Annotated in this window: 18 protein-coding genes and 1 pseudogene; 10 read left to right on the top strand and 9 right to left on the bottom strand. The window is 75.2% G+C overall.

Annotated features, from left to right (window positions below; all coding sequences use genetic code 11):
* Positions 1-23: 23 nt before the first annotated feature.
* A complete protein-coding gene (locus tag ACH443_RS15960) occupies positions 24-1,439 on the bottom strand; it encodes an LVIVD repeat-containing protein (protein WP_430590856.1) in 1,416 nt (471 codons plus the stop codon).
* A 157-nt stretch (positions 1,440-1,596) separates the two neighbouring features.
* On the opposite strand from ACH443_RS15960, the gene ACH443_RS15955 reads away from it, so the two are divergent.
* Entirely contained in the window at positions 1,597-2,322 is a 726-nt protein-coding gene (locus ACH443_RS15955) for a DUF305 domain-containing protein (protein ID WP_430590855.1), read from the top strand.
* Positions 2,323-2,331: 9 nt separating this feature from the next.
* Here ACH443_RS15955 and ACH443_RS15950 read toward each other — a convergent pair whose 3' ends face one another.
* The 3 genes from ACH443_RS15950 to ACH443_RS15940 all read right to left on the bottom strand — a co-directional run bounded on the left by ACH443_RS15950 (position 2,332) and on the right by ACH443_RS15940 (position 6,743).
* Positions 2,332-3,210 carry a LysR family transcriptional regulator gene (locus tag ACH443_RS15950; RefSeq protein ID WP_430590854.1) on the bottom strand — a complete coding sequence of 293 codons (879 nt, stop codon included), beginning with the start codon at positions 3,208-3,210 and terminating at the stop codon, positions 2,332-2,334.
* A 372-nt stretch (positions 3,211-3,582) separates the two neighbouring features.
* Positions 3,583-5,817, bottom strand: coding sequence for a SpoIIE family protein phosphatase (locus ACH443_RS15945; protein WP_430590853.1), 2,235 nt, complete (start codon positions 5,815-5,817; stop codon positions 3,583-3,585).
* A 98-nt stretch (positions 5,818-5,915) separates the two neighbouring features.
* Positions 5,916-6,743, bottom strand: a complete 828-nt coding sequence (locus tag ACH443_RS15940) for a type II CAAX prenyl endopeptidase Rce1 family protein (RefSeq protein ID WP_430590852.1) — start codon at positions 6,741-6,743, stop codon at positions 5,916-5,918.
* Positions 6,744-6,835: 92 nt separating this feature from the next.
* Between ACH443_RS15940 and ACH443_RS15935 the strand changes: the two genes are divergently transcribed.
* On the top strand, positions 6,836-8,650 hold the full coding sequence (locus tag ACH443_RS15935) for a SpoIIE family protein phosphatase (protein WP_430590851.1): 1,815 nt from the start codon (positions 6,836-6,838) through the stop codon (positions 8,648-8,650).
* Positions 8,651-8,667: 17 nt separating this feature from the next.
* Here ACH443_RS15935 and ACH443_RS15930 read toward each other — a convergent pair whose 3' ends face one another.
* A complete protein-coding gene (locus ACH443_RS15930) occupies positions 8,668-9,315 on the bottom strand; it encodes a heme oxygenase (biliverdin-producing) (RefSeq protein ID WP_430590850.1) in 648 nt (215 codons plus the stop codon).
* Between the two features lie 183 nt (positions 9,316-9,498).
* Between ACH443_RS15930 and ACH443_RS15925 the strand changes: the two genes are divergently transcribed.
* The 4 genes from ACH443_RS15925 to ACH443_RS15910 all read left to right on the top strand — a co-directional run bounded on the left by ACH443_RS15925 (position 9,499) and on the right by ACH443_RS15910 (position 13,593).
* Entirely contained in the window at positions 9,499-10,128 is a 630-nt protein-coding gene (locus ACH443_RS15925) for a DinB family protein (protein ID WP_430555451.1), read from the top strand.
* On the top strand, positions 10,125-10,547 hold the full coding sequence (locus ACH443_RS15920) for a VOC family protein (protein ID WP_430590849.1): 423 nt from the start codon (positions 10,125-10,127) through the stop codon (positions 10,545-10,547). Before ACH443_RS15925 ends, ACH443_RS15920 begins: the two co-directional genes overlap by 4 nt.
* Before the next feature lie 48 nt (positions 10,548-10,595).
* On the top strand, positions 10,596-11,849 hold the full coding sequence (gene rlmC, locus ACH443_RS15915; protein WP_430590848.1) for a 23S rRNA (uracil(747)-C(5))-methyltransferase RlmC: 1,254 nt from the start codon (positions 10,596-10,598) through the stop codon (positions 11,847-11,849).
* A 130-nt stretch (positions 11,850-11,979) separates the two neighbouring features.
* Positions 11,980-13,593, top strand: coding sequence for a M20/M25/M40 family metallo-hydrolase (locus ACH443_RS15910; protein WP_430590847.1), 1,614 nt, complete (start codon positions 11,980-11,982; stop codon positions 13,591-13,593).
* Positions 13,594-13,665: 72 nt separating this feature from the next.
* Here ACH443_RS15910 and ACH443_RS15905 read toward each other — a convergent pair whose 3' ends face one another.
* Positions 13,666-15,141: a zf-HC2 domain-containing protein gene (locus ACH443_RS15905; RefSeq protein WP_430590846.1), complete on the bottom strand. Its 1,476-nt coding sequence runs from the start codon at positions 15,139-15,141 to the stop codon at positions 13,666-13,668.
* Positions 15,142-15,332: 191 nt separating this feature from the next.
* Positions 15,333-16,538, bottom strand: a complete 1,206-nt coding sequence (locus ACH443_RS15900; protein WP_430590845.1) for a hypothetical protein — start codon at positions 16,536-16,538, stop codon at positions 15,333-15,335.
* A 159-nt stretch (positions 16,539-16,697) separates the two neighbouring features.
* Here ACH443_RS15900 and ACH443_RS15895 point away from each other — a divergent pair, with 159 nt between their 5' ends.
* Positions 16,698-17,339, top strand: a complete 642-nt coding sequence (locus ACH443_RS15895) for an HAD family hydrolase (RefSeq protein ID WP_430590844.1) — start codon at positions 16,698-16,700, stop codon at positions 17,337-17,339.
* A 75-nt stretch (positions 17,340-17,414) separates the two neighbouring features.
* On the opposite strand, the gene ACH443_RS15890 is transcribed toward ACH443_RS15895, so the two are convergent.
* Positions 17,415-18,617: an ornithine cyclodeaminase gene (locus ACH443_RS15890; RefSeq protein WP_430590843.1), complete on the bottom strand. Its 1,203-nt coding sequence runs from the start codon at positions 18,615-18,617 to the stop codon at positions 17,415-17,417.
* Complete coding sequence (ddaH, locus tag ACH443_RS15885; RefSeq protein WP_430590842.1) at positions 18,614-19,531, bottom strand: dimethylargininase; 918 nt, start codon at positions 19,529-19,531, stop codon at positions 18,614-18,616. The genes ACH443_RS15890 and ddaH overlap by 4 nt, the downstream gene beginning before the upstream one ends.
* Before the next feature lie 125 nt (positions 19,532-19,656).
* Here ddaH and ACH443_RS15880 point away from each other — a divergent pair, with 125 nt between their 5' ends.
* From ACH443_RS15880 to ACH443_RS15870, 3 genes and pseudogenes are all read left to right on the top strand, one after another.
* On the top strand, positions 19,657-20,115 hold the full coding sequence (locus ACH443_RS15880; RefSeq protein ID WP_429730455.1) for an Lrp/AsnC family transcriptional regulator: 459 nt from the start codon (positions 19,657-19,659) through the stop codon (positions 20,113-20,115).
* Between the two features lies 1 nt (position 20,116).
* A complete protein-coding gene (locus tag ACH443_RS15875) occupies positions 20,117-21,040 on the top strand; it encodes a hypothetical protein (RefSeq protein ID WP_430590841.1) in 924 nt (307 codons plus the stop codon).
* A gap of 163 nt (positions 21,041-21,203) precedes the next feature.
* Positions 21,204-21,875, top strand: a pseudogene (locus ACH443_RS15870) (hypothetical protein); the annotation flags it as partial.

Below are 21,875 nucleotides of genomic sequence, written 5' to 3'. Positions count from 1 at the left end.
CGGCCGCTGCCGGGCTCAGCGCCTCAGAACTTCTGCTGCATCTGGGGGTTGAGCGACCGCAGGTTGGTCTTCGCCTTCCCGTCGATCCGGTCGTCGATGTCGAACGTGTCGAAACCGATCCCCAGGTCGTTCGAGTAGGCGTAGCCGTTGTACCAGTAGGTGGACCAGGTGCCACCGCTGGAGACGCCCGCGCCGCGGTCGAACCAGGCGAGCTCCTTCGGCTTCTTCGAGTTGGTGAAGTCGAACACCGACACGCCGCCCTGGTACCAGGACTGGACCATGAGGTCCTTGCCCTTGACCGGGATCAGCGAGCCGTTGTGCGCCACGCAGTTCTCGGAGGCGTCGTTGATCCGCGGGATCTTGTAGTAGCTCTGGAACACGAGCTTCGTCTCGTGCTTCCCGCCCTTCTTCCGCTCCTTCTCGATGTCGTAGATGCCGTTGGCACCGAGCTCCGGGGCGTACTCGCCGGTGCAGGTCGCCAGCCCGCCGCCGCCGAGCTCGTCGGTGAAGACGACCTTGGTGGCGTCGTTGTTGAAGGTCGCCGAGTGCCAGAACGCGAAGTTCTCGGTGTCCCGGACCGTGCTGATCACCTTGGGGCGGGCGCGGTCCTTGATGTCCATGAGGATGCCGTCGCCCATGCACGCACCGGCGGCGAGGTCGTACTTCGCGTAGGTGGTGATGTCGTGGCAGCCCGACGTCGCCGAGGCGCGCCGGTCCGGGTCACCCTCGTAGCCGCCCTCCGGGAACAGCTTCGGCGTGGCGACGAGCATCGCCGCGGCCGGATCCTTCACCGGGATCTTCACGATGGAGATGATGTCGTGCGGCGGCCGGCAGTCGGGGTAGGTCGAGCTCGGGCTGTACGACGAGACGTAGACGTACAGGTCCCGGCCGTTCTTGCTCGGCGCCAGCGAGTGGGTGTGGGACCCGCACGCCGTCTCGATCGACTTGACGTACTCGGGCTCGAGCGGGTCGGAGATGTCCCAGACCTTGATGCCCTCCCAGGCGTCCTTCTCCGTCGCGGGGCGGGTCGTCGAGGCGCAGGAGTCGTCGCTGCGCGACGAGTCGGTGGACAGCACCAGGATGTCGCCGTAGACGGAGATGTCGTTCTGCGAGCCGGGGCAGTACACCTGGAGCGCCTGGACGGGCTGCTCCGGGTCGCGCAGGTCGTAGACCGTGAACCCGTCGTAGTTGCCCGCGTAGGCGTACTTGCCCTGGAACGCGATGTCCGAGCCGGTGCCCTGCAGGGCGCCGTTCTTCGGGTTGTTGTTGAGGTGCTCGATCTTCGACGAGGCCACCTCGCCGGGCGGGACGTCGGGCTCGGCGGCGTCGGACGCCGACGCGGGGGCCGCGAGACCCAGCGCCCCCGCGACCAGGGCCAGCGAGAGGGCGACACCGGCGACGCCTCTCGTCCGTGAACTGCTCGTCCGTGAACTCCGCATCCGTGGACTCCTCTTCCGTGAACTCAGGGTTGGACGACGCGCTAGCGCCACACCTCGTGGTGTTGGTCACACTGAGTGTTGTCTGGAAGCATCCTCCCCACCAGGTGTGCGGGCATCTTTTTACGCCGTGGCAACAACCTCAGGAGAGGATCTTCCGGTGACCACAGACCCCCGGATCCGTCGCTCGGGCGGCCGTCGCGCCGCCCTGACCTGCGTCGTCACGCTCGCCCTGGGGCTCTCCGCCGGGTGCACCGCCGAGGAGCCCGCGCCGGCACCGACGCCGTCGTCGGCCGTGCTCGCGCCGGGGAAGCCCGGCGAGCCCGCCGAGACCATCGCCCCCGAGGACTACGAGGGCATGGGTGACGCCGACGTCGTCACCGAGGCGGACGCCGACTTCATGACGCGGATGATCGGCCACCACGCCCAGGCCGTGGAGATGGCGCAGCTGGTCCCCGAGCGGTCGGAGTCGGCGCCGCTCGCGAAGTTCGCCGACCGCATCCGCCTGACGCAGGACGGCGAGATCGACTACATGAGCCGCTGGCTCGAAGACCAGGGCCTCCCGGTGCCCGCGGTGGCGACGGCGTCGGCCGCGCCGTCGGACGGGAGCGGGCCGCGCGCCCCGCAGGCCCACGACCACGGCTCCATGCCCGGCATGCTGACCGAGGCCGAGATGACGGCCCTGGCGGACGCCGACGGCACCGCGTTCGACCGGCTGTTCCTCGAGGGCATGATCAAGCACCACGCGGGGGCGCTGGAGATGGTCGACGACCTCAGCGCCGCCGGGCGGGACGAGACGGTCCAGGAGTTCGCCTCGAACGTGGCGGCAGATCAGATCGCGGAGATCGACCGGATGTCCCGGCTGCTCAACGAGCTCCCCGGCTGACGGGTCGGCTCACCCCTCGCGGGCGACCTCCGCGACGAAGGCCCGCACCGGCGCGGTCGCGTCGGAGGAGCGCCGCACCAGCGCCCAGCGCACCGCGGGCGCGCCGTCGAGCGGGAGGTACCTGACGCCCGGCCACGGGAAGTAGCGGCGGCCCTCGTCGGGCACCGGGCACACCACCTTCCCCGCGGCGACGAGGGCGAGGATCTCCTGGTAGGTGGCGGCAGCCGGTCCGCGCGGGACCTCCCGCCCGGCCGGCGTCCGCTCGGGCAGGACGCCGGCCAGCCACGCCGGCGGCGCCGCCCCGCGGACCGCGGGCACGGCGTGCTCGGCGAGCGCCTCGACGTCGACCCGCCCCGCCGCCGCGAGCGGGTGGTCCGTCGCCACCAGGAGCCGCAGCGGCTCGGACCGCAGCACGGGGCCGACGGTGAGGTCGGGCTCCTCGACAGGGAGCCACGTCGTCAGGAGGTCGACGTCGCCGCGCCGCAGCGCGGCGAACGGGTCGCTGAAGACGACCTCGCGGAAGCGCAGCTCGACGTCGGGGTGCCGCGCCCGGAACCGGGCGAGGTCGGGCTCGAGCTCGTGCGCCTGCCCGCCCATGAAGCCGAGCGTCAGCGTGCCGGCCACGCGCCGCGCCGCGGCCGTGGCGGCGGCGACGGCGGCGCCGATGCCCTCGTACGCGGGGCGCAGGCCCGCGCGCAGCACCTCACCCACGGGGGTGAGCTCGACCTTGCGGCTGGTGCGCTCGAACAGCGGCGCCCCGACGGCCCGCTCCTGCTTGCGGATCGACTGGCTCACGAGCGACACCGAGACGTGCAGCCGGTCCGCCGTCCGGCCGAAGTGCAGCTCCTCCGCGAGGGTCAGGAAGATCTCGATCTCACGCAGCTCCACGCCCCGTCCCACCCCTCGCCGCCGTGCCCCCCTCGGCCCGGGGCGACCGATCGTTGACCCGGGGTGAACGAGCGTAGCCGGATCGGCCGTTGATCCGTGCCGGGGCCACGGCGAGCCTGGGAACGCCCGCGAGGGCCGACCGCACCACGCCCAGGAGGACCACCATGCGCCCACCCTTCGTCGCCGAGCACGGCTCCTCGAACGCCCGGGTCGACGGCGGCCCGCGCCGGCACGAGCGCCCGCTGCACCGGCCCGCCCCCGCGTGCCGCCTGCCTCCGGCGTCGGTCCGGCGGCGCCGCCGGACCGCGAGCGCGAGCGCGAGCGCGAGTGCGAGTGCGCCCGAGGGTGACGACGACGACGGGGCGTCCGCCGTCAGCGGCGGCCCAGGGCCGTCACCATGAGCATCGTGGAGTCGTCGTCGGACTCGAGCCCGGCGAGCTTGTGCTCGATCACCTCGAGGTCGCGGGTGAGCCCCACGGTGGAGCGCAGGTCCTCCAGCCGCTCCGTGAGCCGCGTGCCGCGTCGTTCCACGAGGCCGTCGGTGTAGAGGAGCAGGGACTCGCCCGGCACGAGGTCGATCCGCCCGGCACGCACGGCCGTGCGCATCGCCCCGACCGGCGGGTTGCGGACCACCTCGACCAACCGCGCGCCGTCCGCGTCCGCGACGACCGGCGGCAGGTGCCCGGCGCAGACGTAGTCGACGCCGCCCGTGCCGGTCTCGGGGTCGACGTCGAGGATGCCGACCAGCAGCGTGGCCATGTCGTCGGTGAGGAGCGTCCGGGCGAGGCGGTCCAGGCCGGCCGCCGCCGTCGCGACGTCACGGTGCTCGAGCAGCAGGGAGCGCAGGCCGTTGCGCAGCTGGGTCATCGCCGACGCGGCGGGCAGCCCGTGCCCGGCGACGTCCCCGATGACGAGGGCGGTGCGGCCGTCGGGCAGCTCGAACGCGTCGTACCAGTCGCCCCCGACCCGGCCGCCGTCCGCGGGCCGGTAGCGGGCCTCGAGCCGCCACCCCGGCAGGGTCGGCAGCTCCGCCGGCAGCGAGGAGTGCTGGAGCACCAGCGCCGCGCCCAGGTCGGGCCGGGACCGCCGGTACAGGAGCTCGACGATGGTCCGGCGCGCTACGAGGGCCGCGCGGACGTCATGGTCCGACCACGGCTCGCAGGTGCCGTGCACGGCCTCGCGCCACGCCGCGAACGACCGTCGCGGGCCCACGCGCACGACCGCGCCGCTCTCGTCCCGGTCGACCGTCTTCTCGTGCGGGTCGCCGCCCCACGTGACCTCGCGCGCGACCTCGCTGCGGAACAGGGCGAGCAGGTCCCCGTCGGGCAGCGGGGCGACGAGCGCGCCCGCGACGTCGCCCAGGCGGTCGGCCAGCCCCGGGTGCTCGGCCCGCAGGTCGTGCGACGCGTACACCGGCTCCGTGCCGCCGTCCCTGCGGGGCCGCGCCGTCCGCCGCACGACGTCGACCACGGCCTCGGGCTCGTCCGGGACCAGCCCGACCGTGGCCGTCGCGTCGCCGGTGCGGACCATCGCGCCGTCGGCGCCGAGGATGCGCAGCAGCCCCGGCTGCGCGACGGCGTCGGCCACCGGGTCGTCCTCCGCCCGGACCAGCGCCTCGAGCGCACGGGAGACCTCGCGGGCGTGCTGCGCGTCGTCCGCGGCGGCACGCACCACCATCTGCAGGGACAGCCCCGCCGCGAGCGCCTCGGCCGCCGCGCGGACCTCGAGCGACGGCGTGTGCGGGCCGGCGACGTGGTGGCACGCGACCATCCCCCACAGCCGCCCGCCCCGCAGCAGCGAGATCGACATCGAGGCGGCGACCCCCATGTTCCGCAGGTACTCGACGTGCACCGGCGACACCGCCCGCAGGCCGGCGAACGAGAGGTCGGTCGGCTCTCCGGCGGCCGGCAGCAGCGCGGGCACCAGGGGCCGCGGCACGGACGCGACGTCGTGGATGAGGCGCAGCCAGCTCTTCTCGTAGAGGGCGCGCGCCTGGGGCGGGATGTCGCCGGCCGGGTACCGGTGGCCGAGGAAGGGCTCGAGGTCGGCGCGCCGCGCCTCGCCCACGACCTGGCCGTGGTGGTCCTCGTCGAACCGGTACACCATCACCCGGTCGAAGCCCGTCACCTCCCGCACCCCGCGCGCCGTGAGGTCGTACAGCTCGTCCAGCGAGCCGGCCGTCGCCGCCTGGCCGAGCACGGTGTACGCGGCGCGGTACGGCTCCGCCGGGTCGGCGGCCTGGTCCGCGAGCGGCTCGAGCTCGACGACCACGGCGCCCTGCGGGTTGCGGTGGGTCGACGCGACCCACGTGCGGCCGTCCAGCGTCACCCGCCGGAGACCGTCCGCGAGCGGCCCGCCCTCGGTGACGTCCTCGAGCCGCAGGGCCGCCACGGCCTCGGCGCCGAGCACGGCGGTCAGGGGCCGGCCGAGCACGTCGGCCGGCTGCGGGCCGATCAGCTCGGGCAGCGTGGCCGAGGCCTGCACCACCACGTCGTCGCGCAGCACGAGCAGCACCCCGCGGGGCTGCACCGAGCCGGGCACGTGGATGGGTTCCGCGGCACAGGTGTCGAGAGCGTCGTCGTCCGGGCCGTGCTCTGGGTCCTGCATGTCGTCCACCCGTCCGGGCTCGTCACCGCTGGCTGCCGCGTCTTGGCATGGGCGCACCCTTCCACGGCCCGCACGCCCGCCACAAATGACGGCCGGGGTCAGGGGGCGGTGACGAAGACGTCGAAGAGCTCCGGGTGGTGGCCGTGCACCAGCACGGCGAAGACGACGGCGTCGAACAGCAGGTGCACGGTCACGACGTACGGAAGGCTCTTGTAGTGGGCGAAGATCCACCCCTGCACCAGGGCGAACGGCACGGTGAGCAGCGGCCCCCACTCGCGGTAGCCGAGCTCCCACAGGAAGGACACGAAGATCGCGGCCTGCAGCACGTTCGCCGTCCACAGCCCGAAGTGGCGGCGCAGCAGCGCGAACACCGTGCACACGAAGAACAGCTCGTCCCAGATGCCGACGGCGTTGACGCCGACGAACAGCCGGGCGACGTCCTGCCCGCTCTCGAGCTCCGGCCAGTTGAGGTAGGCGCCGGAGCCCAGGAAGTACCACGGCAGCACGAGGTAGCCGACCGCCACCACGACGACGAGGTACACGTACTGCCCGCGCGTCCAGCGGCGGCCCGTCGCGACGGGGAACCGCACCGCCCCCGCGCCGTCGTCGTCGCGGAACCAGTACCGCGACGCCGCCCACGGCACCAGCACCGCGAGGGACAGCACGACGGCGAACCGCGCGATCCCGGCGTCGGACAGGTCCGCCTCGAGGGAGATCGTCGAGATGATGCCGAGCGCGACGGCGATCAGCGCGAGGTCGCGGCCCAGCCGCCGGTCGACGAGCAGGCCGAGCGCGACGCCGGCCACGAGCGGCACGTAGGCGAGCGGGCGCACGTGCACCGCGAACAGCAGCACGGCCGACGCGGACACGAGGGCGGCGGCCAGGATCCGCGGCAGCGCGGCGGGGGCACGGCGGGTGACGTCCATCGTTCGGCGAGGATATCCGGCGGCCTGCGTGGAAGAATCCGGGGCATGGTCGCGGGTCGCGGAGCGCAGAGCCCTGCCGAGGGTGCGCGCCCGTGACGCCACGCTCCCCCGGCAGGACGGTTCCGGCCCAGGACGCCCCGAGGACGGGCGCGGTGCAGGACGCCCCGGGGACGGGCGCGGTGCAGGCGCTCGTGGCGGCCGGGCTCGCCCGGCCGGTCGCGGACGAGTCGTTCGACCGCTTCGCGCGGCTCGTGCAGCGCCAGCTCGGCGTCCCCACCGCCCTCGTGACGCTCGTGCTCCCGGACGCCCAGGTGTACCCCGGCGCGCTCGGGCTGCCGGACCCGTTCCAGGCCACCCGGCGCACCACGCTCACCGAGCCGCTGTGCGGCGAGACGATCCGCTCCGGCCAGCCCCTCGTCGTCGAGGACCTGCGTGCGGACCCGCGCTTCGCGAGCCGGGAGACGGTCACCGAGCTCGGCATGGGGTCGTACGCGGGCTTCCCGATCTTCGACCGGCACGGCACCGCCGTCGGCACGGTGTGCGCGCTGGACACCGAGGCGCACGCGTGGAGCGCCACGGACCTCGCCACCCTGGCCGACCTGGCCGCCGCCTGCACCGCCGAGCTGCGTCTGCGCCTCGAGCGGCAGCGCGCGCACCGCATCCAGCAGGTGGCGGTGCATGCCACGCGCCGCACCCGCATGCTGCTCGACCTCACCGACAGGTTCGCCGCCGCGACCACGCTCGACGAGATCGTGGACGCGCTGCGCACGTCGGGACCCGGGCTGGGCACCGTGTGGGCCGCGCTCGCGCTCGCGGAGCCCGGCGGGTCCGGCCTCACCCTCGTGGAGCGCGACGGCGCCTACCCCTACCTGCCGCGGCACTGGCGCCTCGACGACCCGGCGGTGGCGGCAGTCGCCCGCGCCCGCCGGTCCGCGTTCTACCGGGACGGCGCGGCCGCCCTGCGCGCCCAGCCCACCTGGGCGCCGTGGATCGACCCGTCGCTCGGCGGCCTCGCGCTGGTGCCGATGGTGGTGGACGACCGGCTGCTCGGCGTCGTCGTCCTGCTGTGGCGCGGCCCGCACGAGCACGACGACGAGAGCCGCCGCACGGCCGCCACGCTCGCGTCGTGCGTGGCGCAGGCCCTGGTGCGCATCCGCGTGCTGGAGGACCGGCACCGGGTCGCCACCACGCTGCAGGCCGCGATGCTCACCGACCTGCCCCGCGTGCCGTACCTGGAGCTCGCGTCGACGTACGCGTCCGCGATCCGCACGGACAAGGTGGGCGGCGACTGGTACGACGCGGTGGAGCTCGACCCGCGCTCGACCGTGCTGATGATCGGCGACGTGACCGGGCACGACATGCAGGCCGCCGCCCGCATGGGCCAGCTGCGCGCCATGCTGCGCACCCTCGCGTGGTGCCAGGACGCCCCGCCGGCGCGGCTCCTGCGCGAGCTGGACCGCGCCAACCGCGGGCTCGGGCTGACCGCCAGCGGCACCGCCGTCGTCGCACGCCTGGACCGCACCGGCCGCGGCGAACCGGGCAGCGGCGACGACCGGTGCCGGCTGTGGTGGGCCAGCGCCGGGCACCCGCGGCCGGTCGTGCTGCGCGCCGACGGGAGCGTGCACGAGCTCGACGGCCGCCCCGACCTCATGCTGGGCGTCGACCCGTCGGTCGTGCGCCGCGACCACGCGGCCGAGCTCGGCCCCGGCGACACCCTGCTGCTGTACACGGACGGTCTCGTGGAGTCGCGCACCGCGACGTTCGCCGCCCGCGCCGCGGACCTGCGCGCCGTCCTGGCGGACCTGCACGGCAGCCCGACGGCGGATCTGCCGCAGCGGCTCGTCGACCGGATGGTGCACGGCCGGCAGCGCGACGACGTGGCCGTGCTCGTCGCCCGGGTCCGCTGACCCGGGCCGGCAGTCCGTCAGGGGTGCGCGACGCTGAGCTCGACGAACATCGCGCGGTTGAGGCGGAACGCCTCCTGCGCCTCGGAGACGGCGAGCTCGACCTCGGTGTCGTCGAGGTCGAGCCCGTCGAGGCGCTCGCGGTACACGTCCTTGAACGGCTTGGCCTTGGGGATCTCGGGGAAGTCGTAGAACTCCAGGCCCGCCGCGCCCATGCCGTAGTGGCGCTGCATCATCCGCTGGATGACCTGGCCGCCCGAGAGGTCGCCGAGGTAACGCGTGTAGGCGTGCGCCGCATAGCAGGCGACGTCGCCGCCGACGGCGTCGAGCCGCGCGACGTAGCGCTCGGTCGCGGGCAGCACCCGCACGACGTCACGCCATCCGGCGCCGTGCAGGTGGGCGAGGTCCCGCTCGATGGCGGGCACGCGGGTGAGCTCGTCGAAGACCAGGGCGGCGCCGCGCTCGTCCTGCCGCATCCGCTCGCTCGCCTGCTCGAGCGCCGTGTAGACGGCGAGCTGCTGCGCGGCGAGGTCGGCGTACGCGGCGACGTCGAGCCCGCCCGACAGGAGCCGTTCGACGAAGCCCTCGGACTCCGCCTGCGTGTGCTCGGCGCGCGTGCCCTCGCGCAGTCGGGTCGAGAGCGCGGCAACGTCCGCGAGCACCGTCATGGGACCTCCAGCATCGGGTGTCGTGCCAGGCCATGGACGACCGGCAGGTACCGAGGTAGTGACAGCTCGTCACGACCTGGCGTCACCATAACAGCCCAGGTAAGGGTTGCCTACCCTGATCCCGCACGATGGTCGGCGGGACTCGCCGCGCCGGCTGTCGGTGCCGTCCGGCACGCTGGGCCGATGACGACGAGCGAGCTGCCCCCGGACGCCAAGACCGTGCTGCACCGCTACCTGCGCTCCGCGCGCGAGGCCTTGCTGTGGAAGCTGGAGGGGCTGTCGGAGCGAGAGGCACGGATGCCCCGCACGCCGACCGGCACCAACCTCCTCGGGCTGGTCAAGCACGCCGCCACGGTGGAGATCGGCTACTTCGGCGACGTCTTCGGACGCCCCTGGCCGCGTCCCGAGGACGCGCCGTGGCTGGCCGCGGCCGACGCCCCCGACGCCGACGCGGACGCGCTCCAGGCGGAGTTCTTCGCCACCGAGGACGAGTCGGTCGAGCAGGTCGTCGGCCTGTACCGGCAGGTGTGGGACTTCGCCGACGCCACCATCGACGCCCTGCCGCTGGACGCGCCCGGGCACGTCTGGTGGTGGCGCGAGGGGAACCGCGACGTCACGCTGCACCAGATCCTCGTGCACGTCTCCACCGAGCTGAGCCGGCACGCCGGCCACGCCGACATCCTCCGGGAGGAGGCCGACGGTGCCGTGGGGATGCGGGCCGGCAACGACAACCTCGCCGACGGCTTCGACTACGCCGCGTTCACTACCAGGCTGCGCGGCATCGCCGAGCGGTTCCCCGGGGCAGCCCGATGAGCGCCCCGGACGTCCCCACGATCCGGCAGGTCGTGCTCGACACCACCGACGCGCGCCGGCTCGCGGAGTTCTACCGCGAGCTCTTCGGGCTCGCGTACCGCGCCGGCGACGAGCCACCCGGTCCCGGGCAGCCGGACGAGCGCGGTGCCGACTGGCTGGTGCTGCGGAACCCGGGCGGCGTGCCGCTCGCGTTCCAGCAGGTGCCGTCGCTGCCGCCGACCACCTGGCCCGACGACGGCGTGCCGCAGCAGCTGCACCTCGACGCGACCGTGCCGGACGTCGCCGCGCTGGACCGCCAGCACGAGCGCGCCCTCGCGCTCGGTGCGCGGCTCCTGCTCGACCGCTCCGACGACCCGGAGGAGCCGCTGCGGGTCTACGCCGACCCTGCGGGCCACCCGTTCTGCCTCTTCGTGGGCTGAGGACGCCGCGGCGCCCACCGGGGTCGGGCCGCAGGGGACAATGGGCGGGTGCAGTGCCCCCACTTCGACGCCGGCCGCTGCCACTCGTGCACCCTCCTCGCGACGCCGTACCCCACGCAGGTGGACGAGAAGGTGGCGCACGTGCGCGCGCTGCTCGCCGACGGCCGCATCGACTGGCTCCCCGCCGTCACCGGCCCGGAGTCCGGGTTCCGTAACAAGGCGAAGATGGTGGTCAGCGGCACCGTCGAGGAGCCGGTGCTCGGCATCCTCGGGTCGGCGGCGGGCCCGTTCGCCGGCCAGGGGATCGACCTCACCGACTGCGGTCTGTACCCGCCCGCGCTGCAGGAGTCGTTCCCCGTCCTGGCCGCGCTGATCACGCGGGCGCGGCTGCAGCCGTACGACGCGACGTCGCCGTCGCGCGGGGTACGCCGCCGCGAGACGCCGCGCGAGTCCGCGTGGCGGGGCGAGCTCAAGCACGTGCTCGTCACCCTCTCCCCGGACGGCGAGCTCATGGTGCGGTTCGTGCTGCGCAGCCAGGAGCCCGTGGCACGCCTGCGCAAGCACCTGCCGTGGCTGCTCGACGAGCTGCCGCAGGTCGCCGTGGTGAGCGTCAACGTGCAGCCGGTGCACGCCGCCGTCCTCGAGGGCGACCTGGAGATCGTGCTCACCGAGCGGCAGGCGCTGCCGATGCGCGTCGGCGCGGACGGCATCACGCTGCACCTGCGCCCGCAGAGCTTCTTCCAGACCAACACCGCCGTCGCCACCGCCCTGTACGCGCAGGCCCGGGCGTGGGTGGACGAGGTGGCGCCCGCGTCCCTGTGGGACCTCTACTGCGGCGTCGGCGGCTTCGCGCTGCACTGCGCCGCTCCCGGGCGCGCCGTCACCGGGATCGAGATCTCCGCGGAGGCCGTGACGAGCGCGGGCGCGACCCGTGACGGGCTCGCCGCGCTGCCCGCGGACGCCGTCGTCGCCGGGCACGACGCCGCGTGGTGGGCCGACGCCGTGGCCGGCGTCCGTTTCGCCGCCGGCGACGCCACCGAGCTCGTGCCCGGGTCCCCGCGCGACGGCGTCGCCCCCGAGCTGGTGGTCGTCAACCCGCCGCGGCGCGGCATCGGCGCCGACCTGTCCCGGCGGCTCGAGGAGTCCGCCGTCGGGCACGTGCTCTACTCCAGCTGCAACGCCGTCACGCTGGCCGAGGACCTCGCGCGGATGCCCTCGCTGCGTCCGACCCGCGCGCGCCTGCTCGACATGTTCCCGCAGACCAGCCACTACGAGGTGCTCGTCCTGCTCGAGCGCGGCTGAGGGACGTCGCATCCCAGGGGTTTCCTGCAGCGCCTCCCGGGCCTACGCTCGCGCCATCCGCACCCCGCAGCGTCGCGCCGTGCGTCGTGAGCCCGACCCGGGCCGCGGGGTCACCACCAGGAGGTCGACCGTGAGAACAAGGACGTTCAGCACGGCCGTCGCGACCGCAGCCCTCGGCGGGCTCGTCGTCGCGGCGTCCCTCACCCCCACGGCGACGGCGGCACCCGCCGTCGCCACCGGCCGACACGGCACCCACGTGCCGGGCCCCGACCTGTCGAAGAAGGTCACCGGCGAGCGAGTCTTCCGGCACCTCGAGGCGTTCCAGGAGATCGCCGACGACAACGACGGCAACCGCGCCGCCGGCACCCCCGGCTACGAGGCGTCGGCGCGGTACGTCGAGAAGACCCTGCGCAAGGCCGGGTACCAGCCGGAGCGGCAGTACTTCGAGTTCGACACCTTCGACGTGCTCGACCTGTCGGTCACCGTCCCCGGCGTCGAGTTCGACCCCGTGCCGATGACGTACTCGACGTCCACGCCCGACGACGGCGTCACCGCGGCCGCGGTGCAGCCCGCGATCGCCGACGGCTGCCCGGCCAGCGACGACCCCGAGGCACCCCACGACGACTCGTGGGCCGGCGTCGACGCCACCGGCAAGATCGCCGTCGTGCAGCGCGGGGCGTGCGCGTTCGCCGCGAAGGCGCTCGCGGCCGGTGAGGCCGGCGCCGCCGGGCTCATCATCTACAACAACACCGACGGCGCCCTCAACGGGACGCTGGGCGAGCGCAACGACGGCTACGCGCCCACCGTGGGCGTCACGCAGGCGGAGGGCGCAGCCATCGTCGCGGCGATCGAGGCCGACCCCGCGCTGCAGGTCTCGTTCGACCTCCAGGCGGTGATCGGCACCGCCGAGACGTTCAACGTCATCGCGGAGACGAAGCGCGGGCGGCACGACAACGTGGTCATGCTGGGCGCGCACCTCGACGGGGTGCCGGAGGGCCCGGGCATCAACGACAACGGCACCGGCTCCGCGGCGATCCTCGAGACCGCCGTCCAGCTCAACAAGAAGAGCGCCAAGCTCAACAACGCCGTGCGGTTCGCGTGGTGGGGCGCCGAGGAGCTCGGGCTGGTCGGGTCGGCGCACTACGTCGACGACCTCGTGACGAACGACCCGGAGGGGCTCGAGGACATCGCGACCTACCTCAACTTCGACATGGTCGGCTCGCCGAACTACACGATCGGCGTGTACGACGCGAACGAGTCGACGTTCCCCGCCCCCGTGACGGTGCCCGAGGGCTCCGTCGCGACCGAAGCCGTGTTCACGGACTACTTCGACGGGATCGACCAGGCGTGGGTGGACTCGGAGTTCTCCGGCCGCTCCGACTACGACGCGTTCATCAGCAACGGCATCCCCGCCTCCGGCCTGTTCACCGGCGCGGACGCGATCAAGACGGAGGAGGAGGCCGCGGTCTTCGGCGGCGTCGCCGGCGAGGCCCTCGACCAGAACTACCACTCCGAGGGCGACGACCTGTCGAACGTGAGCCTCGAGGCGCTGGACATCATGTCCCGCGCGATCGGGCACGCCGCGCAGCAGCTGGCGTGGAGCACCGAGGCCGTCAACGGCGTCCGGCCCGGTCGGCCGTGCCACGGCCACGGACACGGACACGGGAACGGCCACGGGAACGGCCACGGTCACGGCCACGGCGGGGGTCACCACCGCGGGGCGCACGGCTTCGCCACGCGCTGACCTCAGCCGACCTGCACCGCACGCCGGTCGAGCCTGTCGGGACCCGGTCCCGGCGGGCTCGACCTGCGTCGGTCAGCAGGACCAGATCCACGCCGGCCAGTTGTAGGTGCGCTTGACGGTCACGCCGGGGTCGACCCCGGGCGGTGCCTCGACCGTGACCGTCAGCTCGCCGACGTCGTTGCGCCACGACGCCACGTACCAGCCGCCGTCGCACTGCTTGGCCCGGAGCCAGCGGCGGTCCTCGGCGACCTTGACGACCGTCGCGTCCGGGTCGGTCGTCGTGACCGCGTCGACGCCGCGCAGACCGGACGTGGTGACGCTGACCGTCGTCCGCACGGGGGTCGGCGTCGGGGTGGGCGTGGGTGTCGGGGTGGGTGTGGTGGGGGCCGTCGGCGTCGAGGTCGGCGTGGAGGGCGACGGGCTGGGCGACGTCGTCGGCGAGGGGCTGGCGGAGCCGGACGGCGCCGGGGACGGCGTCGGCTCGGCCTCCGGGTCGCTGGGCTCCGGCGACGACGGCGTGCCGGGCCGGGTGCCCGGCGGCGGGCCGGTCGGCGTGGTGCTCGGCGTGGTGCCCGGCGTGGTGCCCGGCGCCGTCGGATCGGTCGTCGGGGCCGTCGTCGGGTCATCGGTCACCGGCGGCGCCGAGGGGCCCTCGGACGGAGCCGGCTCGGCGGAGGTGGACGCGCTCGGCTCGGGCTCGGGCGGGGCGTCGGGCGAGGCCGTGTCACCGGGCGCCGGGGCGGGCACCGCCGACGACGACGTCGGACCGGGCGCGGGCGGAGCCGCCGCCGGCCCGCCGACCCCGCCGCTCAGGGCCACCGCGACGGCCGCGACCGCGACCCCCGCCACGGTGCCCGCGCCGATCATCCCGGCCTTGCCGAGCTGGCCCAGCCGCAGCGCGAGCGCCCGCACCCACTCCCCGGCCGCGAGCAGCGCGGCCCCGACCGGCCCGGACCACGCGATCGCCCCGGTGCCCGTCGTGCCGGCGCCGAGCGCGCCGACGACCACGGGGGCGCCCGCGACGACCCCGGCCGCCGTGCCCGCGAGCAGCAGGGGGCCGGCGTCGCGCACCGCCCAGCCGGCCTCGCGCACGTCGACGAAGGCGCGCATGCAGCCCTGGCAGCCGAAGAGGTGCGCCTCGAGCACGGTGCGGCGCGGGGGCGACAGCCGGTGCCGCACGTAGGAGTGCAGCGACTGCCTCGTGTCGAGGCAGCCGGGCGGGCACGCACGGGCGTGGGCCGCGGCGAACGCGGCGCCGAGCCGCTCCTCGGCCTGGCGCAGGCGGCGCAGCACCGCGCGGGCGTGCATGCCCAGCTCCGTGGCGATCGCCGAGAGCTCGCGGCCGACGACGTGCCTGTCCCACAGCAGCCGCTGGTCGTCGTGGGGCAGCGTCGCGAGCACCGTACGGAGCACCGCGGGGTCGACCGTGCCGGCGGCCCCCGGGGCGTCGTCGCGCCCGTCCGCCGCGGCCGCGGCGCGCATCTTCCGGATGGCGTCGTCGACGGCGCCCCGGCGCGCGGGCGCGTCGCCGTCGTGGATCGCGGTCACGCGACGCCCCCGTCCTGCCGATGCTCGTCCGTGCCCGTCGTCGCGGGCCGTCCAGGGCGCGCGGCACGGGCGCGCCGGGGGACATGATCGCAGCGGCCCACGGGTCGATGGCAAATCCCCTGCCCCGAGGGGTGCGCGGCGCGGTGACGCCCGCCGGGGCCGCGGAACGGTCCGCGAACCGGCACGTCGAGCTACTCCGTGGGCGGGTCGGTCTCGTCCGTGGGCTCCGGATCGGGGGTCGCGGTCGGCGTGGGCGTCGGGGTCGCGGAGACCGTCGGGGTCGGCGTCGGCGTGGGCTTCTCCGTGGGCTTCTGCGGGGGCTCCGACGGCGCCGTGTCGGAGGGCTCGGGGTCGGGGTCGCCGGCCGACGTGCCGGGGTCGTCCGTCGACGGATCCGACGTGGACGACCCTGTCGACGGTGAGCTCGACGACGAGGCCGGCTCGTCGCGCCCGGGCGACGACGCGGGCGACGTCGACGGGTCGGACGTCGCGGCGTCGTCGTCCGACGACGCGGTCGGCGAGGGCTCGCCCGACGGCGTCGCCGACGGGTCCACGGACGGCGTCGGCCCCGCGCTCGGGCCGTCGTCGCGGGACGCCGACGACGGGGTCGCCCCGGGCGACGTCGCGCCGGCGGGCGCCGTCCCCAGGACGGTCGCCCCCGGGGACGAGCCGGTCTCCGGGGCCGCGGGCGCCGCGTCGCCGCTGCCGAGCGCGATCGCGACGGCTGCCACGGCGACGCACGCGACCGTGCCCGCGACGATCAGCCAGCTCTGCCGGCGCGCGGGCCGCGGGGCGGCGCCCGCCGCAGTGCCGGACGCAGTGCCGGACGCCGGGTCGGACGAGGTCTCCGCGGCCGCCACGACCGCGACCGCGGGAGGGTGCCACCCGCCCGCGAGCAGCCGCGGCCCGGCGTCCCGCAGCGCCCAGGCGGGCTCGCGCACGTCGACGAACGCCCGCAGGCAGGCGGCGCAGTCGAGGAGGTGGTCCTCGACCGCGGTCTCCTGCCCGGTCGCGAGCCGGCCCTGGACCAGGTCGAGGAGAGCCCGCCGCGTCCCGGCGCAGGCCGGCGGGCAGCCCGGCGCGTGCGCGTCGGCGAGTGCGGCCGCGAGGCCCTGCTCCACCTGCGGCAGGAGGCGGGCCGCCGCGCGGGGGTGCGTGCCGAGCGCGGCGGCGACGGCGGACGGCTCCTGCCGCTGCACGTGCGTCGCCCACAGGAGTCGCTGGTCGTCGCGCGAGAGAGTCACGAGGGCGGTGCGCAGCACCTGGGGGTCCGCGGTCCCGGCCGCGCCGGGCGCTCCCCCGCGCCCGGCGGCCGCGGCGGCGACCCGCATCCGCCGGATCGCGTCGTCGACATAGCCCGCGCGCGCCGGCGCGTCGTCACCGCCGGTCTCGGTCACGGTGCCCCCGTCCCTGGGTCTCCAGCGGCGCGCCGACGGCGCGCTCGCGGGGCTCATGATGGCAGCGCACCCCAGGGTTCCGGCAAGCCCCCGACCAGGCAGGTCTCAGGGGGCGGGACGACGGTGACGCCCGCGCGGAGGTGGAGCAGGCTCGGGGGCGTGAAGGAGTACGTGCTCTTCGACCACGACGGCGTCCTGGTGGACACCGAGCCCTGGTACTACCGTGCCGGGGAGCGGGCCCTCGCGGACGTCGGTTTCACGCAGGACCGGGGCCGGTACCTGCGCGACATGCACCACGGCCAGGCCACCTGGGCCCAGGCGCGGGCCGCCGGGATCGACGAGGCCACGATCGACCGCCAACGGGCGGTCCGCGACCGCTACTACCAGGAGTACCTGCGCACGGAGGCCATCGAGATCGACGGCGTCCTCGACGTCCTGGCGGCGCTGGCGCCGCACGTCCGCATGGCGATCGTGACGACGTCACGTCGCGTGGACTTCGACCTCATCCACGAGGGCGGCGACATCCTGCCGTTCATGGACGTCGTCCTCGTGCGCGAGGACTACGTGCGCGCCAAGCCGCACCCGGAGCCGTACCTGACCGCCCTGCGGGCCCTGGGGGCCGCGCCGGAGGAGGCGCTGGTCGTCGAGGACTCGTCGCGGGGCCTCGCCGCCGCGGTCGCGGCGGGCATCGACTGCGCCGTCGTCCACCACGACTTCACGGCCTCGCATGACTTCTCGGCCGCCACCCACCGGATCCGCACCCTCGCGGAGCTCCCGGCCCTCGTGCGCGACGGCGCGTGACCGTCGCCGGCAGCCGTGGCCGCCCCCGGGGAGCGGGCGGCCACGGTCGGGGCCGGGTCGGTGCGGCGGCGCGGGTCAGGACCGCGCGGTCGCGAGCGCCTCGACGTGGCCGCGCCCGGCCAGGCCCATGAGCCGGTCCAGCGCGCGGCGGGCGTCGGCGCGGTCGTCGTCCTCGGCCGCGAGCACCAGCGAGTAGAGGTCCTTCGGGTCCTCCGGCTCGGCGACGAGGTCCAGGTGCTGCAGCAGGGCGTCGGGGACGTCGTCGCGCACGAACCGCAGCGCGGCCCAGTCCTCGACGGCGAACCCGACGGAGTCGAAGACCGTCACGGTGGTGTCGTCCGGGGTGTGCCGGTCGCCCGCGTGCCGCGCGAACGTCTCCCCCGGCCCCGCCGAGGCGGGGGCGCCGCGGCGCCCGTCGCGGCGGCCGGCCACGACCTCCCACAGCTCGGTGACGACGAGGTCCGGCGTCTGCTGGATCTCGCCCTCGACGCGGGTCTGCGGCTCGTACTCGACGAACACCTCGGCGTCGCGCAGGATCGCCGGGTCGAGCTCGGTCTTGCCGGGGCAGTCGCCGCCGATGGCGTTGACGTGCACGCCCGGGTGGGCGAGGCGGAACACCATGTCGTGCGTGAGCACCGTCGCGTTCGTCTTGTCCGCCGTGCAGGTGGTGATCACGTCGGCGCCGGTGACGGCGTCCTCCCCGCTGCTCGCCTCGTGCACCTCGAAGCCGAGGGCGCGAGCGTGCCGGGCGAGCTTGGCCTGCGCGCCGGGGTCGGTGTCCCAGACGCGCAGGTGCGTGATCCCGAGCGCCGCCCGCATCCCCAGGGCCTGGAACTCCGACTGCGAGCCCGCACCGATCAGCGCGAGGGTGCGCGAGCCGGAGCGCGCCAGGTAGCGGGCGGCGAGCGCCGACGTCGCCGCGGTGCGCAGCGCGGTGAGCAGCGTCATCTCCGCGAGGAACGTGGGGTAGCCGTTGCGCACGTCGGCGAGCACGCCGAACGCGGTGACCGTCTGGAAGCCGCGCGCCGGGTTGCGGGGGTGCCCGTTGACGAACTTGAAGCCGTAGGTGACGTCGTCGGACGTCGGCATGAGCTCGATGACGCCGTCGCGCGAGTGCGACGCGATGCGCGGGCGCTTGTCCAGGTCGGGCCAGCGTGCGAAGTCGACCTCCAGGGCGTCCACGAGGTGCCCGATGAGGGCCTCCGGGCCGCGGTGCGCCACCCAGCGCGCCATGGACGCGACGTCGAGGAACGGGACCCTGCTGGTGGACGTGGTCATGCGCGGGCCTCCTGGCTCAGGGGAGCGGCGAGGGCGGGACGCAGCTCGAGGGTGCAGCACTTCACGGAGCCGCCGCCCTTGAGCAGCTCGGACAGGTCGACCCCGACGGGCTCGAAGCCGCGCTCGCGCAGGCGGGCGTGCATGCCGGTGGCGCGGTCGGTGAGGAACACGTGCAGCCCGTCGGACACGGCGTTGAGGCCGAGGACGGCGGCGTCCTCGGGGGTGGCGACGATGGCGTCCGGGTAGCGCTCCGCGAGCACGGCCTGCGACGCCGGGCTGAAGGCTTCCGGCAGGTACGCGACCAGCGGCGACGGGCCGCCGTCGAGCACCGCGAGCGCCGTGTCGAGGTGGTAGTAGCGGGGGTCCACGAGCTCGAGGGTCACGACCTCGACGCCGAGCAGCGCGGCGACCTCGGCGTGCGCGGCGCGGGAGGTGCGGAAGCCGGTGCCGGCGAGCATGACGTCGCCGACGAGCAGCAGGTCGCCCTCGCCCTCGTTCTGCTCGGCCGCCTGGCCGAGGCTGACGACGCCGTCGCCCGCGCCGGCGAACCACGCCTCGTACGCGATCCCCTCGGGCCGCCGCTCCGGGTAGGTGAACCGGGCGGCCAGCGCGCGGCCGCCGAGCACCACGCCGCCGTTCGCGGCGTAGACCATGTCGGGCAGCCCGGGCACGGGGTCGATCACCTCGACGTGGTGGCCGTGGGCCTCGTAGGTGGCGCGCAGGTGCTCCCACTGCGCGAGCGCCCGGCCGGCGTCGACCGGCACGCCGAGGTCCATCCACGGGTTGATCGCGTAGACCACGTCGAAGTAGGTGGGCGGGCACATGAGGAAGCGGCGCGGGGTCGCCGTGCGCTCCGTACTCGCGGGCTGGGGAACCGTGGCCGACGTCGTCGTCGGCGTGGTGAGGGCCGTCATGACCGGGACGCTAGGGCCGCGGACGTTGCGCCCGACGCGCGATCCGTTGCGCGTTCGGGGCCCCGACGTGGCGGATCGTGCGCGGCGGTTGAAGAATTCGGGCATGGAGAGGGCATGGTGGCGGCATGGACGCGGTGAACCGCAGGATCGTCGGCCACCTGCTGCGCGACGGGCGCGCGACCTACGCCGACATCGGCGCCGACGTGGGGCTGTCCGCGCCGGCGGTGAAGCGGCGGGTGGACGTCATGCTGGCGCGCGGCGAGATCACCGGGTTCACGGTGCGGGTGGCGCCCGAGGAGCTGGGGTGGGGCGTCGAGGCCTACGTGGAGCTGTTCTGCCGCGGCAACGTCTCCCCCGCCACGCTGCGCCGCGACCTGGCGACCATCCCCGAGATCGTGCGGGTCGACACCGTGACCGGCGAGGCCGACGCGATGGTGCAGATCATGGCCGGGAACATGGCCGACGTGGAGCGCACCGTCGAGGCCATCCGCGCCAGCGCCCGCGTGGACAAGACGCGCACGTCTCTGGTCATGACGCGCGTCATCGACCGCCCCGCGCGCTCGTCGTCGGCGGAGGGGGCGTGACGTGCGCGCCCGTCGCGCCGTCGGGCTCGCGGTGGGCCTCGCCGTCCTGGCGACGGCCTGCACGTCCCGGGGCGACGACGCCGCGCCGCTGCCGAGCGGCGTCGCGCAGGGCCTGAGCGCCGAGCTGCGGCAGGACCGCACCCAGTACGCCGACCGCCGGGCCACGCTGCACGTCGTCAACGGCTCCGACCAGGCGGTGACGCTGCTCGGCGGCGCCCTCGACGCGCCGGGCTACGGCCCGAGCGCCCCCGACGGGCCGACGCGCGCGCGGACCCTCGCGCCCGGGGCCGGCCGCGACGTGCGGCTGCGGCTCGGGGAGATCGACTGCGACGCCGAGCCGCCCGCGGCCCTGTCGGGCTCGGACGCGCAGACGACGCCGGTCGCGACGGCGACGGTGCGCCTGGCGGCGGGCGAGAACTCCCCGGGGAGCACCCCCGCGGGGACCACCCTCGAGGTGGACGTCACCGACCCGCTGGCCCGCCTCGCCGCCGTGCACGCGGAGGCGTGCGCCGAGCGGCTCGTCGCGTCGGGGGTCACGCTGCGCGTCACCGACGTGCGCGCCGCGGACGTGCCTACGCCCGACGGCGACGCGCCCGGTGGCCGCATCACGCTCGCCGTCGAGCCCGTGCCCGGCGGCCCGGACGTGCGGCTCGTCGAGGTCTCCGGCACGACGCTGCTCTCCCCCGCCACCGGCAACGCCTGGACGGGCGACGGCCTGGCCGACCAGGCGGACGGCCAGGTCGTGCTCGACGTCGTGCCCGCGCGCTGCGACCCGCACGTCGTGGCGGAGGACAAGCGCGGCACGTTCCTGCCCGTGCACGCCGACGTCGACGGGGCGCCGCAGCCGGTGATCTACGTGCCGATGACCGACCAGCAGCGCGCGGCCGTCTACGACGTCGTGCACGACACCTGCGGCTGGGGCTGAGCCCAGCGTCGTGCGCACCCCGAGCGGGTGAAATCTGCACACGGGCTCCCCTTATTGAGGGTGCATCAGTAAGGTCCCTCAAGACCCGTCGACGACGACGGGCCACGGCCCCCAGCCGTGCGGACGCCTGCGTCGACGACGACGCGGACCGGAGTGAGGCCCGATGAACCCGACCACCCCCGTGCCACGACGATCACGCGGACCGGCCGTCTCGGCCGCCGCGGCCGTCACCGCCCTCGCGATCGCGGCTCTCCTCGCGCTCGTGGTGCTCGTCCTCCTGAACGGCAAGGTCGCCGACGGCGCCACCCGCCTGGACGCGGGTGCCGTCCAGGTGCACGACGGCGCCGGCCGGTTGTCCGACGGCAGCACGCAGCTCGCCGACGGCGCCGGCGAGCTGTCCGACGGCGCGGGCGAGCTGTCCGACGGCACCGCCCGACTCGTCGACGGCACCGGAGACCTCACGGCTGGCACCACGCGCCTGGCCGACGGCACCGCCGAGCTGCGCGAAGGCCTCGTGACCAAGCTGCAGCCCGGCACCATCGAGGCGCTCGCCGGGATCCAGAAGCTGCACGACGGCACCGGGCTGCTCACGGCCGGCGGCTCCGAGCTCAGCGACGGCGCGGCGAAGGTCGCCGCGGGCAGCGTCCGGGCGTCCGACGGCGCTTCCGAGCTCTCCGGCAAGCTCCCCCAGCTGGTCGACGGCGCAGCCCAGGTCGCCGCCGGAAACGCCAAGGCCGCGGACGGCGCTTCCGAGCTCTCCGGCAAGCTCCCCCAGCTGGTCGACGGCGCAGCCCAGGTCGCCGCCGGAAACGCCAAGGCCGCGGACGGCGCTTCC

The organism is Isoptericola sp. NPDC019571 (assembly GCF_044389385.1).
GTDB classification, from domain to species: domain Bacteria; phylum Actinomycetota; class Actinomycetes; order Actinomycetales; family Cellulomonadaceae; genus Isoptericola; species Isoptericola nanjingensis.
Note: the sequence above shows the minus strand (reverse complement) of the source record. Positions and strands in the feature narration are given on the sequence as shown.

Excerpts from the sequence above, each read along its gene's own strand:
- ACH443_RS15960 (WP_430590856.1), bottom strand. The coding sequence starts at position 1,439 with ATGCGGAGTTCACGGACGAGCAGTTCACGGACGAGAGGCGTCGCCGGT.
- ACH443_RS15945 (WP_430590853.1), bottom strand. The coding sequence starts at position 5,817 with ATGCAGGACCCAGAGCACGGCCCGGACGACGACGCTCTCGACACCTGT.
- ACH443_RS15940 (WP_430590852.1), bottom strand. The coding sequence starts at position 6,743 with ATGGACGTCACCCGCCGTGCCCCCGCCGCGCTGCCGCGGATCCTGGCC.
- ACH443_RS15930 (WP_430590850.1), bottom strand. The coding sequence starts at position 9,315 with ATGACGGTGCTCGCGGACGTTGCCGCGCTCTCGACCCGACTGCGCGAG.
- ACH443_RS15925 (WP_430555451.1), top strand. The coding sequence starts at position 9,499 with ATGACGACGAGCGAGCTGCCCCCGGACGCCAAGACCGTGCTGCACCGC.
- ACH443_RS15920 (WP_430590849.1), top strand. The coding sequence starts at position 10,125 with ATGAGCGCCCCGGACGTCCCCACGATCCGGCAGGTCGTGCTCGACACC.
- ACH443_RS15890 (WP_430590843.1), bottom strand. The coding sequence starts at position 18,617 with ATGACCACGTCCACCAGCAGGGTCCCGTTCCTCGACGTCGCGTCCATG.
- ddaH (WP_430590842.1), bottom strand. The coding sequence starts at position 19,531 with ATGACGGCCCTCACCACGCCGACGACGACGTCGGCCACGGTTCCCCAG.
- ACH443_RS15880 (WP_429730455.1), top strand. The coding sequence starts at position 19,657 with ATGGACGCGGTGAACCGCAGGATCGTCGGCCACCTGCTGCGCGACGGG.